The organism is Paenibacillus terrae (assembly GCF_000943545.1).
Classification (GTDB): Bacteria; Bacillota; Bacilli; order Paenibacillales; family Paenibacillaceae; genus Paenibacillus; species Paenibacillus terrae_A.
In genome coordinates this window covers 1-14,827 of the sequence record NZ_JTHP01000057.1, presented here as the reverse complement: position 1 = coordinate 14,827, position 14,827 = coordinate 1, and the positions used below count along the sequence as shown (strand labels likewise).

The 14,827-nt window shown below is 45.7% G+C and carries 14 protein-coding genes and 1 pseudogene; 12 read left to right on the top strand and 3 right to left on the bottom strand.

Features of this window, described 5'->3' with window-relative positions:
- Positions 1–16 precede the first annotated feature (16 nt).
- Positions 17–1,480, bottom strand: a complete 1,464-nt coding sequence (locus tag QD47_RS22465) for an L-fucose/L-arabinose isomerase family protein (RefSeq protein ID WP_044648222.1) — start codon at positions 1,478–1,480, stop codon at positions 17–19.
- Positions 1,481–1,791: 311 nt separating this feature from the next.
- On the opposite strand from QD47_RS22465, the gene QD47_RS22460 reads away from it, so the two are divergent.
- From QD47_RS22460 to QD47_RS22415, 10 genes are all read left to right on the top strand, one after another.
- On the top strand, positions 1,792–2,862 hold the full coding sequence (locus QD47_RS22460) for a LacI family DNA-binding transcriptional regulator (RefSeq protein WP_044648221.1): 1,071 nt from the start codon (positions 1,792–1,794) through the stop codon (positions 2,860–2,862).
- 42 nt (positions 2,863–2,904) lie between these two features.
- A complete protein-coding gene (locus QD47_RS22455; RefSeq protein ID WP_044648220.1) occupies positions 2,905–4,854 on the top strand; it encodes a BglG family transcription antiterminator in 1,950 nt (649 codons plus the stop codon).
- A gap of 176 nt (positions 4,855–5,030) precedes the next feature.
- Positions 5,031–5,390, top strand: a complete 360-nt coding sequence (locus QD47_RS22450) for a PTS lactose/cellobiose transporter subunit IIA (protein WP_044648219.1) — start codon at positions 5,031–5,033, stop codon at positions 5,388–5,390.
- Complete coding sequence (locus QD47_RS22445; RefSeq protein WP_044648218.1) at positions 5,387–5,686, top strand: PTS sugar transporter subunit IIB; 300 nt, start codon at positions 5,387–5,389, stop codon at positions 5,684–5,686. The genes QD47_RS22450 and QD47_RS22445 overlap by 4 nt, the downstream gene beginning before the upstream one ends.
- Before the next feature lie 124 nt (positions 5,687–5,810).
- On the top strand, positions 5,811–7,115 hold the full coding sequence (locus QD47_RS22440) for a PTS sugar transporter subunit IIC (protein ID WP_044648217.1): 1,305 nt from the start codon (positions 5,811–5,813) through the stop codon (positions 7,113–7,115).
- 71 nt (positions 7,116–7,186) lie between these two features.
- Positions 7,187–8,473 carry an apiosidase-like domain-containing protein gene (locus tag QD47_RS22435; RefSeq protein WP_044648216.1) on the top strand — a complete coding sequence of 429 codons (1,287 nt, stop codon included), beginning with the start codon at positions 7,187–7,189 and terminating at the stop codon, positions 8,471–8,473.
- A gap of 120 nt (positions 8,474–8,593) precedes the next feature.
- Complete coding sequence (locus tag QD47_RS22430; RefSeq protein ID WP_044648215.1) at positions 8,594–9,253, top strand: S-layer homology domain-containing protein; 660 nt, start codon at positions 8,594–8,596, stop codon at positions 9,251–9,253.
- Between the two features lie 275 nt (positions 9,254–9,528).
- The gene (locus QD47_RS22425; RefSeq protein ID WP_044648214.1) at positions 9,529–10,197 is read left to right on the top strand and encodes a uracil-DNA glycosylase; all 669 of its coding nucleotides are present in this window, start codon (positions 9,529–9,531) and stop codon (positions 10,195–10,197) included.
- 16 nt (positions 10,198–10,213) lie between these two features.
- Entirely contained in the window at positions 10,214–10,636 is a 423-nt protein-coding gene (locus tag QD47_RS22420; RefSeq protein WP_044648213.1) for a YolD-like family protein, read from the top strand.
- 120 nt (positions 10,637–10,756) lie between these two features.
- Positions 10,757–12,646 (top strand): Ig-like domain-containing protein, encoded by a 1,890-nt coding sequence (locus tag QD47_RS22415; RefSeq protein ID WP_044648212.1) that lies wholly within the window; start codon positions 10,757–10,759, stop codon positions 12,644–12,646.
- A 59-nt stretch (positions 12,647–12,705) separates the two neighbouring features.
- Here the strand turns inward: QD47_RS22415 and QD47_RS22410 are convergent, their stop codons facing one another.
- On the bottom strand, positions 12,706–13,008 hold the full coding sequence (locus QD47_RS22410) for a hypothetical protein (RefSeq protein WP_044648211.1): 303 nt from the start codon (positions 13,006–13,008) through the stop codon (positions 12,706–12,708).
- Positions 13,009–13,458: 450 nt separating this feature from the next.
- Between QD47_RS22410 and QD47_RS22405 the strand changes: the two genes are divergently transcribed.
- Positions 13,459–13,896 carry a NucA/NucB deoxyribonuclease domain-containing protein gene (locus QD47_RS22405; RefSeq protein WP_044648248.1) on the top strand — a complete coding sequence of 146 codons (438 nt, stop codon included), beginning with the start codon at positions 13,459–13,461 and terminating at the stop codon, positions 13,894–13,896.
- A 20-nt stretch (positions 13,897–13,916) separates the two neighbouring features.
- On the opposite strand, the gene QD47_RS22400 is transcribed toward QD47_RS22405, so the two are convergent.
- Complete coding sequence (locus tag QD47_RS22400) at positions 13,917–14,114, bottom strand: hypothetical protein (RefSeq protein ID WP_044648210.1); 198 nt, start codon at positions 14,112–14,114, stop codon at positions 13,917–13,919.
- Between the two features lie 114 nt (positions 14,115–14,228).
- Between QD47_RS22400 and QD47_RS22395 the strand changes: the two are divergent.
- Positions 14,229–14,827, top strand: a pseudogene (locus QD47_RS22395) (two-component sensor histidine kinase); the annotation flags it as partial.

The window sequence follows — 14,827 nt, the reverse complement described above, 5'->3', positions numbered from 1 at the left end:
TGTCGCTTTAGACGTCTCAAACGTGAATGTTTGGGCGCTTATTACGGGCGAGATCGGATCCTCTAAGCCAGCTTTGAATTTCCTGTTCCGTGGGATCGACCGGATCAGGCGTCAGGCCGGGTATATAATTGCAGGCCTCATAAATGGCCGGGATCACATTGGCGTGGATACCTACGGAATGATGGACGTAAGGCCCTTTTACGAGTTTTTCCTCCCACAGCGGCCAATCGTTTACTTCCACCCATACGTAGGAGCCGCGGGTATAAGGACCTTCAATACCCCGGGCACGCCCGAGGAACATGGAGTACTCACCGTGGTCGCCGTCAAATCGGGCAATGGTCATACCGCCACCGCGGATTTCACCTTCATGCGTTCCGGGAGAATGGTCGTCGAAGAGAAAATGCTTGCGTAACTTCGGTTTGTTCTCTACAGAGAGCGAGACCGGGAAATTGCCACAGTGGAAGAGAAGTTCGCCGTTATCATTCTCAGGATGTCGAACAGTAATATCTGCGAAGAAGGTTGGCATTGTGTTCATGGAGGCAGCCTGCACCATAATGGAAGTAATGGCTCCATGGATATCTGTTTCACAAGTAACCGGAATTTGTTCGTCAGTCAGGATTGCATTGGCCAGACACGGCATAATGGATATGGCATCCTGCAAAGAGGACCAGCACTGGATTGCGATAGCGCTGCTTCCCGTCTCACGGGCGAAAGATTTCATGGCGACCTTTAAAGCAGCTATCCTTCTTACGTCATCTTCGGTCACTTCACTGTAATCGAGTTTTTCTTTAATGTAATCCATCGTTTCCAGAAGCTCGGAGCTATTGCTGGAGGCGATTTTTTTGGTTCTAAGCTGAATGTCGACAATGGTAATGGGATGAATCTCAATGCCGAAGCGTTCCAGCAGTTCGCCTTCATTGCACATCATCGTCCAGAACGAAGCGGGGCGGGGGCCAATCTGGAGAATGCGTAAGTTTTTGAATTGGCGCACGACGTTGGCGGCAGCCACAAAGTTGGTAAAGCCTCTTTCGAAAACCGGATCATTCACCCAACTGTTCGTTACATAGGTGAAGGGAACGTTGAATCTTCGCAGCACTTTACCTGTGGCAAAAATACCGCATTGGGTGTCGCGAAGGCGCATGCCGTCCGCAAGCGGCGCTTCATCCCGCGGTCCCCACAGCAGGACAGGCTTGCCGAGCGCCTTGCCTACACGAGCTACAGTATCTTCTGTACCAAAGTTGCAATGTGGGAAAAAAACAGCGTCGACTTCTTCCTCTTTGAATCGCTTTGCAATTAAATCCGCGTTTATATGGTCGTCATACAGCAAGCCTTCCTCATTAAGGCCCTCCAGGTCTACAATGTCGATATCCATGCCAAAGCTCTCAATTTTCTTGCGAATTTCCACTTTGTACTTAAAGGCATCGTCGGCGCTGAACGTAAATCGGCGCGTCGGAGCATAACCCAACTTTAATTTCTTCATGATCATGTCTCCTCTGTACTTGAATAAACAACATTTACTGAACAAAATAAAATAAATAAACTAAACAAAATAAAATTAGTTTAGTTGTAAAAACTAAATTCAATGACTATTTCTATGTCGAGGCCATAATAACATCGAATTAAAACGGTGTCAATGAATTATTCAGTTATATTTAGTTATAAAAACTAAACAAATAACTAAACAAATATAAATAAATTCAGCTAATTATTGCATCGCATCTCAATTCGGTGTAAACTTCACTTATTCACTTCACTGCTGTGTTCATCTTATTTAGAATGGAGAATTAGGGCATGAAAATGGAAGACATCGCTAAGCTGGCCAACGTATCCAAATCAGCTGTTTCACTGGCCTTCAGCGGCAAGCCGGGTATTGGCCCGGATACGCGTGAACGTATTCTCCAGGTAGCCCACGAGGCAGGATACAGTCCCAAAAGCAAGACGATAACGGCTTCAAGAAGTGATAAGTCCTTGCTTTTTCTCGTGTGTACAAATTCGGGCATTGTCCTTGAGGAATACTATCAGCAGCCATTTTTTAAAGAATTAATCCAGTTTATTGAGGAACGTTGCCGACAAAAAGGGTATTCGTTGATCTTCTCGACGGTCGACGTAGAATTTTTCCAGAGGGATATCCAGATGGTTGCAGAGGAGAAACGCAGTGCAGGCACCATTGTTCTGGGAACCAATCTGACCCGTGAGCAGATCAGTGATATTCATGCCAAGCTGCCGAATCTGATTGTGCTGGATACCTGCTTTGATACGCTTCCCGTACAATTTATCCAGATTAATAATGTTATGGGTGCTTATCAGGCAGGAGCTTATTTATGCGATATGGGTCATACCTCAATCGGTTATATTGCTTCAAATGTACGAATTCATAATTTTGAGGAACGTAAACGCGGATTTTTGGCGGCACTCATGGAACGGGGGCTGAAGATTCCGGAGGCACAAATGCTGGCTGTAGCGCCAACCATTCTTACTTCGCAGGAGGATCTGAATCGGCAGTTAACCGTTTATCTGGAGAGCGGGAAAACTTTGCCGACGGCCTGGTTCTGCGAATGCGACTATATTGCTATCAGCGCCATGAAGACCATGAGCGAGCTTGGCATCCGGGTGCCGCAGGATACTTCAATTATCGGCTTTGACAACATTACGGAATCGGTCATTGTTACGCCGGAGCTAACGACCATTCATGTAGAAAAAGAAAGAATGGCCGTTCTGGCTGTCGATCTCCTGACCGATACTATTGAGCAGGGAACGCAGGTTACAGCAAAAATCACAGTGGATACGAAATTTGTAGAGCGCAATTCCTGTGCTGCTCCTGCCACTTTCGTACCTAAAGGCGAGCTAACCGAGCAGGCCTGAGTAGAGGATAGATTTGGACAAAAGAACGGAGGGTCACCTTGAATGAATAAGCGAATAGTTTCGATTCTACAGCATTTGCTGGCTGCGGACACTCCTGTCAAGAGCGAGCATCTGGCAAAATTGCTCCAGGTTACTTCACGTACCGTACGTAGCGATATCAGAGAACTGGATGAATTTCTGGCCAAGCATGGAGCATCGATTCAGCCTGTTCGTTCAAGGGGGTATGAACTGAAAATCACGGACGACCGCAGCTTTCGTACGCTCCTACAGCAGTTGTTCCTGTATAACGAACCGGATGATCCCAATTCTCCTGAATACCGACAGCGTTATTTAATCTCGCGCCTCCTGCTTACAGAAAATTATTTGAAGCTGGAAGAGTTGGCGGATGAGTTATACATTAGCAAATCCACCGTACAAAATGATTTCAAAGAGGTTAAGCATATGCTACAGGCTTACGGAATCGGCATTGATAAGCGCCCGAATTACGGTGTCAAGCTGAGGGGCGACGAGGTTCGCTTACGTTTCTGCATGTCTGAATTCATCGTCAACCGTTCTGAAGAAGAAAGGACTGGGGGCGTGGAGGCTGCATCGAGAATGGTTACCCCTTGGGAAATGACACTCATTCGCGGTATTATTCTGGAGCAAATCCAGAACCACGGGGTCACTTTGTCGGATGTTACCTTCAACAACCTGTCCATTCATATCGCTATAGCTTGCAAGCGTATTCGCGATGGGAACCGGGTCGCGATGCTTTCCGATGAAGGGGAAGATTTTCGGGCTACCGAGGAATTTCGAGCCGCTGAACATATTGTTAGCCACATTGAAAAGCAAATGGATTTGACCTTTCCGGAGGATGAGGTTGCTTATATCGCCATGCATCTGGCCGGGAACAAGTGGTTTGAGGGAGTTACGGAGCAACAGACAGAAGAGGCGGGGCCTCAGAAGCTCTTGGATCGGGGGATTTATGAGCTTGGCAGAGAAATGCTGGCTGAAATTGACAGGGGCTTTAACCTGAATATTAGCCGGGATCAAGAACTGTTAATGGGCATATGTCTTCATCTGAAATCGGCGCTAAACCGCGTAAAATATGGGATGAATATCCGTAATCCGATGCTGGATCATGTGAAGTATAATTATCCTTTGGCTTTTCAGGCAGGGGTCATAGGTGCCAAGTTGATCGAGAGCAAACTGAATTTGGCTATACCAGAGACAGAAATGGGTTATTTGGCGATTCATATCGGGGCCGCCATGGAAAGGCAGCAGATGAACAACAGACCTAAACGCTGCCTTATCGTATGCACTTCGGGTGTTGGAAGTGCCCGCTTGCTGTATTACAAGCTACGTAGCAAGTTCGGTGAAAGGCTTGAGGTTGCTGGCACGACCGAGTATTACAAATTGCAGCAGGTTCCTTTGCATGGCATTGATTTTGTGGTAAGCACAGTTCCAATCCCGCAGACATTATCCGTTCCGGTCGTGGTAGTTCAGACTCTGCTTGGCGGCGGTGACATCGATAAGATTGAAGAGCTGCTGACGGATGAAGGCGAATTTACTTTCCGCTACATTATGGAAGAGCTTGTATTTCTGAGACAGAACTTCACTACAAAAGAAGAGATTATTACTTTTTTGGGAGAAAAAATGCATGCTTCCGGATTGATCCGCTCTTCCGAGGGATTCATCGGATTGGTGCTGGAAAGGGAAAATGCTGCTCCTACGGCTTACGGAAATCTGGTAGCCATTCCTCATCCCATTATTCCGCAAAGCAACCGGACGGTATGGGCGGTCTGTACACTGAAATCTCCCATAGATTGGTCCGGTAAGCCCGTGCAGTTCGTCTGCCTGCTTAGTATTAACAAAAACGGCGACGAGCCTCCGGCGAAAATGTATAAGCATCTGATGGGGCTGGTCGACGACTCCGATATTATCCAGCAAATGCTGGAATGCAAAACCTACGGGGATTTTGCTCAAATTATTGTCAAACATAAACTGTATTAAAATAAAGCTCTGCACAACATCTGCTTGGATTTTGAACAAGCATCGTGCGGAGTTTTGCTATTTTTACCATTGTAAGCATTTCCGCTTCTAGTGGAAAAGGGTTGCGTTTAGAAGTCGGCAAGAATCGTATACACTGAATCTGTAAGCTAAAGAGATGAATGCATGAGGTGAATTCAATGGATGAGTATCAGGAAATCATAATGGGACTTATAACAAATTCGGGTATTGCGAAGAGTAAAGCTATGGAAGCTATCAGCTTTGCTGAGAAGGGTAATGCGGAGCAGGCAGCAGAATGTCTTGAAGAATGCAAGAACGAGCTGGTCCAAGCGCATAAATCGCAGACGCGACTGATCCAGCAGGAAGCGGGTGGGACAACTCAAGAAGTGACACTGCTAATGGTGCATGCACAAGACCATCTCATGTCTGCCATTACAACCAAGGATCTGGCGAGACATATCGTGGAACTTTACAGCAGATTGAACCGTTACGAAGCAGCAGTATCCATAACACCATTATCGGGGAGGAATAACCAATGAAACAAATTACGCTTGTATGTGCAGCAGGAATGTCTACAAGTATGCTGGTACAGAAAATGCAGAAGGCTGCACAGGCTCAAAATGTTGAGGTTGAAATCAGAGCTACTTCCGAAAGCGCTTTTAAAGAGTATGCGGACAAAACGGACGTACTGCTGATAGGACCGCAGGTCGGCTACTTGGAAGACGATTTTAAAACCAAATACGAGCCTAAAGGCATCAAGGTAAGCGTAATCGACAGAATGGATTATGGCATGATGAATGGTGAAAAGGTACTTGCCGAAGCGTTAAATCTATAAAGGAAGACATTTTCTTATTCACAAGAACAGCTTCCATGGGTACAAAAATGTGATTTACTCAAATGGAAGCGTTCTCTAGATTATAGTACAACAGATGAAACTCTAAAGCAGGAGTTGAAGGAATATGGCTAACGAAAAAAAACTATCGCATAAATTGCAAAGATACGCTGGGAAAATTCAGCAAAATCGCTATATGAGTGCTATATCAAATGGACTGATGTCCACCCTTCCTTTTTTGATTATTGGAGCATTTTCGACGCTTTTCTCCGCACTTGCCTGGGAGCCTTACCAGAACCTCATCACACCCATCAAGGGTATTATCGGATTAGGATCGACGATGACAACTGGCATCATCGCCCTCTATGCAGTCTTCTTCATCGCCTACAGACTGGCGCAAGCTTTTGACAAGGACCCGCTGGTTCCCGCAGCAACGGCACTGCTCTCGTTTCTTATTTTGACGCCGATTCAAACATTCGATAAAGTCCGGGCGCTTCCACTTCAGTGGCTCGGTGCGCAGGGTTTGTTTGTCGCTATGTTGGTTGGCTTGCTGGCTTCCCGATTGTATATCTGGATTGTCGATCGCAACTGGACCATTAAAATGCCCGAAGGAGTACCGCCCACCGTTGTCAAAACATTCTCAGGATTGATTCCGGCGATACTCGTAGCTATGGTATTCGTTATTGTTTCCGGTCTGTTCATGCATACGTCATTCGGTACGGTCCATGAGTTTATTTATACCTATCTGCAAGTGCCACTGGAAGGACTGGGTGGATCACTGGGGGCTATGATTGTCGCCCTCATCATTATGCAGGTGCTCTGGATGTTCGGAATCCACGGCGCAATCGTAACGCTTGCCATCGTCAAACCGATCTGGATGAGCCTGGATCTTGCCAATCTCGACGCTTTCCAGGCGGGAGCTCCGCTTCCAAACATTATCGGGCTGGCTTTCTGGTATATCTTCTCAAACTATGCGCCGATGCTGGGCTTCGCTCTCCTGCTGGTCTTCTTGGCCAAGAGTAAGCAATTACGCACAATTGGCAAGCTCGGTCTTCCGGGGACTTTCTTCTCGATTCACGAGCCACTCATTTTCGGAATTCCAGTTGTATTGAATCCGCTCCTGGCTATTCCGTTTATCGTTGCTCCTATCGTCTGCGCGGTCCTCGGTTATTTTGCGACAACTGCGGGCTTGCTGCCTGCACCCATCGGAATCTACCCGGCATTTGGCACTCCGATTTTTGCTCTGGGCTTTATTGAGGGGAGCTGGAGACTTGCAGCTGCACAGCTTTTGCTCATTCCCGTCTGTATGTTGATTTACTATCCGTTCTTTAGAACACTTGATAAACAAGCGTTGAACAGGGAACGCGAAGCACAGGAGAAGTCAGAGCAGGAGGGAACGGCTGGAGCCCAAGCTAGTATCGTTACTTCATAAATGAGCAATAAAAGGGAAAGCGGCGAACTGTTCGCCGTTTTCTGTCATTACAGCAATAAGGGGGATGCCGTATGATAAAGCTTGGCATAGCGGAGAACAAACGTTACTTTGTCAATGAAGGAGTTCCATTTTTTTATCTGGCGGATACCGTCTGGAGCGCATTTACCAACATCTCACTGGAGGAATGGGCTGATTATCTTGACTACAGAAGTAGCCAGGGGTTTAATGTTCTGCAAATCAATTTGCTGCGTCAGTGGGATGCCAGCGGCAGTGATTTGGATTACGAACCGTTCGTACGGATTGAGGACGGGAGCTACGATTTTTATTCGCTGAATCCAGACTATTTTGACAGGGCGGAGACAATGGTCGAGATGGCGGTGAGCAAGGGATTTGTACCCGCGCTTGTTTTGCTTTGGTGCAATTATATCCCGGATACATGGGCGGCCAAGCTTCGTGATGAGAAAAAGATGCCTCTGGAGGCGGTAGAACCGTATGTGCGTTACGCGGCAGACCGATTCTCAAAGTATCACCCTATCTATATCGTGAGCGGGGATACCGACTTCCCGTCAGAGCGAGCGAACGAGTATTACCGTACCACACTTCACGTTGTGAAGAAGCATAGTCCTGAGTGTTTGACTACTCTCCACATTCAGGGGAGACTGGCGGATCTGCCGGATGAGTTCATTAACGATCCTAATTTGGACTTTTACATGTACCAATCAGGTCACAATTCGCAGTTTCAGTCCAAGGCCTACACCTTGGCGTTGGACTTCTACAACAAGCGGGTAACACGGCCTGTGCTAAACTCGGAACCTTGCTACGAGATGATGGGATACAGCCGGAGAGAATACGGTCGTTTCGGCCGTGCCGACGTGCGTAAAGCTGCATGGCAAAGTCTTTTGTCCGGTGCGGGAGCCGGCGTAACCTATGGAGCACATGGAATATGGAGCTGGCACAAAAAAGGGAAGCGCTTTGGAGTTACCGGGGAAGGTTTTGATAGCCCCTATGAATGGCAGGCTGCCCTTAAATTTGAAGGAGCGTGGGATTATGGATTCGCGAAGTGGCTGTTCCAGATGTACGGACTGGTAGATTTGCAGCCTTGGAACATAGTACTTAAGAACACGGAAGAGATTCGAGTTGCCTCAACCAGAGGCTTCGAAAAAATTGCTATTTATGTGCCGGTGAACACGGTCCTGAAGCTAGACGCCGATCTCAGAGAATATGACTTTACGATTATCGACCTGGAATACCGCCGATTTGCAGCAGCTTCGGTAGCGTTTCAGGACAATGTAACGGTTATTGATATGCATAATTTTGAGGGGGATGTCATCGTGATTGGCGTGAAAGATAAGAATTGAGCGTTCGGGCAATCTTCATCCGAATCTCTGTTAGATCGCTTGCAACCTTTCCATCCTGAACTACGTCAAAGAGGTTGTTAATGGCCAGGCGGCCTAATTCAACTACAAGGTGGAACTTACATGAATATGAGAAAAAGCGCATTCGCAGCCATGACCACAGTATCACTTCTTTCCTTCTCTTTTGGAGGTCAAATGTTTGCGGCGGGCAATCCGTTCAAGGATTTGGACAGCGTAAGCGGCAAAGATAAAATCATCTCCCTTCAAAGTCAGGGTTTGCTCAAAGGGGTCTCTGATACGCAGTTTCTCCCCGCCTCTAAAGTGACTGCTGCCCAAGGCATTCAGTTGATCTCTGGCGGATTTCAGCTCAGTTTGGCCGCTATTGATTTTAATAAGGCGCCACAGGCCAGCGGACTGTTCGCCCATGTTAAGGATACCGCATGGTATGCCGAAGCCTTTATCAACGCGCATTATAATGGCGTAGAGATTCCAAAAGATATCGATCCTTCAAAAACGCTGACCAAGGAAGAGTTCACCCATATGCTGATTCAGGGCATGGAAAAAGCAGGTAGCCTGCCGATGATCAAAATTGCACCTGTAACGATTGCCGATGGTAGCAAGTTGGAGCCTTCGTATCAAGGCAGCATTCAGCGTTCGCTGATATACAAGGTCAATACCTTGGATGCAAATAAAAAGTTTAATCCAAAAAGCGAGATTACACGTGCGGAAGCAGCCGTTATGTTGTATAACGCGCTAGAATATCTAACAGCTCATAAGGCTTAACCTACTATTCTGGGCCAACCTCTTGATTTTTACGAGGTACCGTGTGGATTTGGGCTTACAGTTACTTGACACCATTATCGTTAATGCTATAATAAGGAAATCGAATTTAGATCCAACGGTAGCTGATTATCGTATGGTTTCTATCCTGGTCCTTCGGCATGTAACACAGGTAACGAATAAATAAGCTGGCTCCGGATGAGGGAGACCAGCTTATTTTTTTGTGAATAAAACGCCTAAACATTTCGGGACCCATATATCGAGAGGAGACGGGAGTTATGTTTGGTAATGATTGGGATGAAGTTTTACGGGAAGAGGTAGAAAAGCCTTATTTCAATGAATTGAGGTATACATTAGCACGTGAATACAAGATACATAAAGTCTACCCTCCAAAGGAAGATTTGTTTTCCGCACTTAAATTAACACCATATCATCTTACCAAAGCGGTTATATTGGGGCAGGACCCCTATCATGGAGAGGGGCAAGCCCACGGCTTGAGCTTTTCCGTAAGACCAGGTGTGCGTACACCGCCGTCTCTGCAAAATATATATAAAGAGTTGCGTGATGATCTCGGCACTCCCATTCCCAATCAGGGCTACCTTGTTCCTTGGGCAGAGCAGGGAGTGCTGCTGCTGAACAATGTGCTGACCGTGCGTGAAGGACAACCGCAATCTCATCAGGGAATAGGCTGGGAACGTTTCACGGATGCCGTTATTGAGGCGATTAATGAACGTGAGCAGCCGGTAGTGTTTATTTTGTGGGGAAGCCATGCCCAGAAAAAAGCAAGCTTCGTGAATACGAGCAAGCATTTGGTTTTGAAATCCGTCCATCCGAGTCCTTTGGCGGCTCATAGGGGCTTTTTCGGCAGCAAGCCTTTTTCGCAAACCAATGCATTTTTGCTGGAGCATGGAATGGAACCGATTCGGTGGGAGATTCCTAACCGCTAGCACTGGAGGTGAGGACATGCGTCAATGGAAGGGACGTCAGGTCATTTTATATCACGGCAACAACGGTCATACCCAAAAGGTGCGCGGCACGATTGAAAAATGGGATGACACGCACAAGTGCGTTATTTTAGGCCCGAAGATGTTGTCTATTCCTTTTGAAAATATTACGTATATTACGATGCTCCCTCCTGGGCGTGAGCGCAGAAGCCGTCATCCGGCGAAGCTAAATTCTATCGGTTATGTGATGAGCGTTCCATTGCAGTTTGATAATGCCATTCTTTTTCAATCGGCGGTGACCGTTTGGAAAGAAGACCAGTTGATTGCCTACAACACAAAATTGACCAGTCACACGGATTACGATGTCGTTCTGGATGATGGACAAACCTTGTCCAAGGAGGGTCATCTGTTCGTGGTCAGGTCGCTACACGGAGAACTTTAACTGTTATAATCCACCTTTTTTTCTTCCTAAGGGTTCAAATCAAGTAGCTGTTTACCGATAAAGTAATAGGATTGTTAATTATATCCTATTTATAGAGCTGAAACTAAGGGAGAGAAACGAATGGAACGTATGAAACGTATGAGCAAACGGAGTACCTTCTTACTTGCTGTGCTGATGTTTTTATTTGCAGCATTGCCAGCGGGTTTGATCCAGGCGGCAGAGGAGAGCAAGACCTCTACGGTACAGTGGGACAGTCAAAATCCGACTACAGTCAATCTGGGTGGAAACCCCGCTCAATTAAAAGTGTGGTCATTGACAGAAAAGGGCAAAGAAGATGTTACACAAAAGGCAGAATGGATCTCTGGAGACTCAAGCATATTAAAGGTAGATAAGGGACTTATTACTCCAGTGTCAAAAGGGCAAATTAAGGTTGTTGCCACATATGAACAGCAAACGGTAAGCACAACGATTACGGTTAAATCGCCTTACAGCAAGCTGCAAATCGATCCATCTGGTCCCATCAATCTGGTGGTGAGCGGAGATTCGAAGAAATTGACTGCCCAAGGTACGCTTACAGCGGGCGGTACAGAAAAAGTATCCGATGTGGAATGGACATCCACGAATCCGTCCGTGGCTACAGTGGAAGATGGTCTGGTTCGTCCTCTTGCCAAGGGCATGACTTACATTAAAGCAAGCAAAGATGAACTCAAAGCACAAACGATCGTGTATGTACGTTCCTCTTCCCAGGCATTAATATTGAGTCCATCCGCTTCCCAATCGGTCTTTCTGGGGAGTTCACCAATTCAGATCAAAGCGACTGATGTGAACCTTACCGGAGGTAAAACTGATGTCACCAGCACTGCAGAATGGACTTCCTCCAATCCGCTGGTTGCCACAGTGGAGCAAGGAAAAATTAGCCCATTGGACGCAGGAAATTCGGTAATTACAGTGTCCTATCACGGCTTGAGCAAGACCTTGAAGGTCAACGTATTGCCGACCATTGAAAAACTGATATCAAGCAAAGCGAGCTTATCGCTCGAAACAGGAAGCAAAACGGCTCTTCCGAGCATATCTGCTTACTTGGTCAATGGAGCCAAAAAAGCAGTCCAATCCGATGTTAAATGGAGCCTGAGCAATGAAAGTGTCGTCAAAATCGCAGACGGTAAGCTGGTTGCAGTGAATCCGGGTAGCGCAACATTGACAGCTACATTGGGTGCCATCAAGCTGGATATCCCGGTAACCGTGCAATACAAAGTGCTCAAGCTGACCGCATCCGAGAAAAAGTATGTGCTGGTAGCAGGACAAGAAGTGAGTGTTCCCACGGTAAAAGCACAAATGGCTGGTGGTGGAACGCTCGATGTTACGAATCAGGTAAGCTGGGTGGCTACTACTGCGGCAGTTACAGTAGGAAATGGCAAGGTAAAAGCAGTAAGCGGGGGGAACTCCGGAATCAAGGCCATGTATTTGAATAAATATGTGAAAGTGCCTGTCATCGTAGAAGGAACGATTTCTACGTTGACGCCAAGCCTTTCAAGCGCTGAAATGAATTTGAAAGGGAGTCAATCGGTCAAGGTCATCGGTGTATATACAGATGGTAAAAAAGTTACCCTCAGCAACAAAGTGAAATGGACAACATCCAATGCTTCCGTGGCGATTGTAAAAGGCTCAGCCATCAAAGCGGTTGGGATTGGAACAGCGACGATTACGGGCACATACCAGAATAAGTCATTTAACATTGAGGTCAAGGTTACACCTAAGCTGCTCAAGCTGGTATTGAGTAACAAGAACTTGAAGCTTCCTAATGGTTCCTCTCAAGTGCTGAGTGTGAATGCGGTTTATGACACAGGCACAATTACCAATGTGACAAGTTCAGCGGTATGGACTTCCTCCAAGCCTTCTATCGTACAGGTTAGCGGAGGACAGGTGAAGGCATTGGCTTACGGAAATTCCAGTATTAAAGTGGTTTATAAAGGTAAGACTGTAGCTACCTCTGTCAGAGTGCTAAAATAATCTTCATGATCGCTTATGCAAAAATAACCCCGGTCAATGACCAGGGGTTATTTTTTAACTTATTCTACGCCGTCCTGATAATGGTTCTTCCAGTGTTTGTCGCCTTTGTGTGATAAGTCTTCAACCGTCTTTTCCAGCGTGGCCACCAGTTGAGCTTTAATCTCGGAAATGGTATCTCGGAACAGTCTTTCTTCCGTGCCGTTAATTTTTTCACCATACAAAGCCTGAGCGGCTATAAATTGACGATGTTGCTCCACAAAGCTGTCAATTGAATGCAGCGCATGGTCCACGTATTGTGAAATGCTATGATGCTCGCTAGGTAGTTGCAATTTTAACTCCTGTACTCTGTTTAATAATGCCATGATGATCACCTCGTACGTTTTATTATGTCAATAATTATACATCATTTTCGGAAAACTTTCATTAAATTTTGATTAAAATGTGATTTTTTTTATATCATAATTGTCATTTCCGATGGGATGAAACTTATTTCCGGAATGATTCCAATTTATCTTCAGATTATTATGTTTTAAAATTAAAATATTTATGATTAAGATATATGCGGGGCATGTTGCGACAACAGTCTTTCTGGCATGTTATAATAGGGCAAAGCCCAGTCGGAAAGGTTGTCAGTGCGGTATGAAGCTTTTTAAAGGTTTATTTTGGGGAATATTGATCAGTCTTCTCCTGTGGTGTGCCTTCTTCGGGTTTGTCCGCTGGATATCTCATTGAGTCGGGTTATAGAAAATAAAGTTCGGGGATTTCCTTGATTGAAGGTTTTCCACTGGAATAGCTTGAAGGGAAGAGGAAAATTGAAGAAAAAGTTGTTAAGTTTTATAACTCTAGTGCTGCTAGCTACTGGCGTGTATTGGTTTGAAGGTGCCAATCTTCTTACGAAAACGACAGGAGAGAACCCGCCTTCAACGGCTCAGGTTACGTTGCAATTTCCGTCAGGTCGTTATCCTGAAACGGCGCAGCATATCAAGGAGGCCATTCAGGCGGGGAAATCATCCATATGCACCATTGACCGTGAAGGAGCCGAGCAAAATCGCAAGCATTCGCTTACAGGAGTTCCCACTCGTAAAGGATACGATCGTGACGAATGGCCAATGGCTATGTGCTCAGAAGGTGGAAAAGGTGCAAATGTCAAATACATAGCTCCTAAGGATAATCGTGGGGCAGGATCATGGGTCAGTCACCAATTGGATGAGTATGAGGATGGAACTCGCGTAAAATTTGTCGTCAAATAATATGTTATGAGATCGTATCGTTACTTTTTTTTCCCCTTAGTAGGCTCCTGTTTGGCCCTAACCAGAGCCACAAAATTATTTTCCTTAGGCTCCTGTTTGGCTCTAATCAATGCCAAAAAAGCAAAAAAATCACCTAGTGTAGTGAAGCCGGCACCTAATATCGCCAGATCTTCAGCGGATAGTTGATTGAACCATTCCATTTGCTTAGCATCAAACATTTTATCACCGCCAACCATTAATAATGTATAGTATGTTCTGATGGCAACGAAGGTCAGGGCTCTGGCATACCATTTAAGTATGCTTGTTTTTTGTGCAGAGGATGTGTAGAACTCATGTTTAAATTTAATTTTTATACTAAAATCGTCTCTATCGTTATCGTATTGCTTATTCCTGTGCTAATCCTGTATGTCTATTCTAATCAGACAACGACAGGCGTGTTACGTGAGGAACTGAATCAGTCTAATTATAACCAGTTGACTTTTTTTCAAAATCAGGTGAATACGAATATTGAAATGATTTCCTCCTGGCCGCATCTGCTGATTCATGATCCTGATGTAGCCAGTTTTCAAGCGATTTTTTTAAAGGACAAGGTTCTCAATCTGGATGGCATTAACCTTGTCAAACGAATCCAAACCAAGCTTGGACTCCAAGAAAGCTCATCTAATTGGAGAACCGGTCTGAGTATTTATTCACCTTCGCTCGGACGTGTTGTATCAGAGAATGGAGCCGTTTTTTATGATCAGAAAGAATTAAAGCAAATGATTAAAAACGGCTGGCAGGTATCTAAAAAAAGGATGTACGGGAAGGATCAGTTTATATTTTCGTTGTATACATTATCCCCGTTTTCTTCACTTGGTAATCCGGAAACCGCTAACACGATTATTAAGGTCGAATTTGACAGCAGCAATATTCAGGACATGAGTCGTCGTGT

What these genes read in the sequence shown, in the direction of transcription:
- QD47_RS22455 (WP_044648220.1), top strand. Translation starts at nt 2,905, where the DNA reads ATGAATAAGCGAATAGTTTCGATTCTACAGCATTTGCTGGCTGCGGAC.
- QD47_RS22465 (WP_044648222.1), bottom strand. Translation starts at nt 1,480, where the DNA reads ATGAAGAAATTAAAGTTGGGTTATGCTCCGACGCGCCGATTTACGTTC.
- QD47_RS22415 (WP_044648212.1), top strand. Translation starts at nt 10,757, where the DNA reads ATGGAACGTATGAAACGTATGAGCAAACGGAGTACCTTCTTACTTGCT.
- QD47_RS22445 (WP_044648218.1), top strand. Translation starts at nt 5,387, where the DNA reads ATGAAACAAATTACGCTTGTATGTGCAGCAGGAATGTCTACAAGTATG.
- QD47_RS22450 (WP_044648219.1), top strand. Translation starts at nt 5,031, where the DNA reads ATGGATGAGTATCAGGAAATCATAATGGGACTTATAACAAATTCGGGT.
- QD47_RS22410 (WP_044648211.1), bottom strand. Translation starts at nt 13,008, where the DNA reads ATGGCATTATTAAACAGAGTACAGGAGTTAAAATTGCAACTACCTAGC.
- QD47_RS22425 (WP_044648214.1), top strand. Translation starts at nt 9,529, where the DNA reads ATGTTTGGTAATGATTGGGATGAAGTTTTACGGGAAGAGGTAGAAAAG.
- QD47_RS22420 (WP_044648213.1), top strand. Translation starts at nt 10,214, where the DNA reads ATGCGTCAATGGAAGGGACGTCAGGTCATTTTATATCACGGCAACAAC.
- QD47_RS22430 (WP_044648215.1), top strand. Translation starts at nt 8,594, where the DNA reads ATGAATATGAGAAAAAGCGCATTCGCAGCCATGACCACAGTATCACTT.
- QD47_RS22435 (WP_044648216.1), top strand. Translation starts at nt 7,187, where the DNA reads ATGATAAAGCTTGGCATAGCGGAGAACAAACGTTACTTTGTCAATGAA.
- QD47_RS22400 (WP_044648210.1), bottom strand. Translation starts at nt 14,114, where the DNA reads ATGTTTGATGCTAAGCAAATGGAATGGTTCAATCAACTATCCGCTGAA.
- QD47_RS22440 (WP_044648217.1), top strand. Translation starts at nt 5,811, where the DNA reads ATGGCTAACGAAAAAAAACTATCGCATAAATTGCAAAGATACGCTGGG.
- QD47_RS22460 (WP_044648221.1), top strand. Translation starts at nt 1,792, where the DNA reads ATGAAAATGGAAGACATCGCTAAGCTGGCCAACGTATCCAAATCAGCT.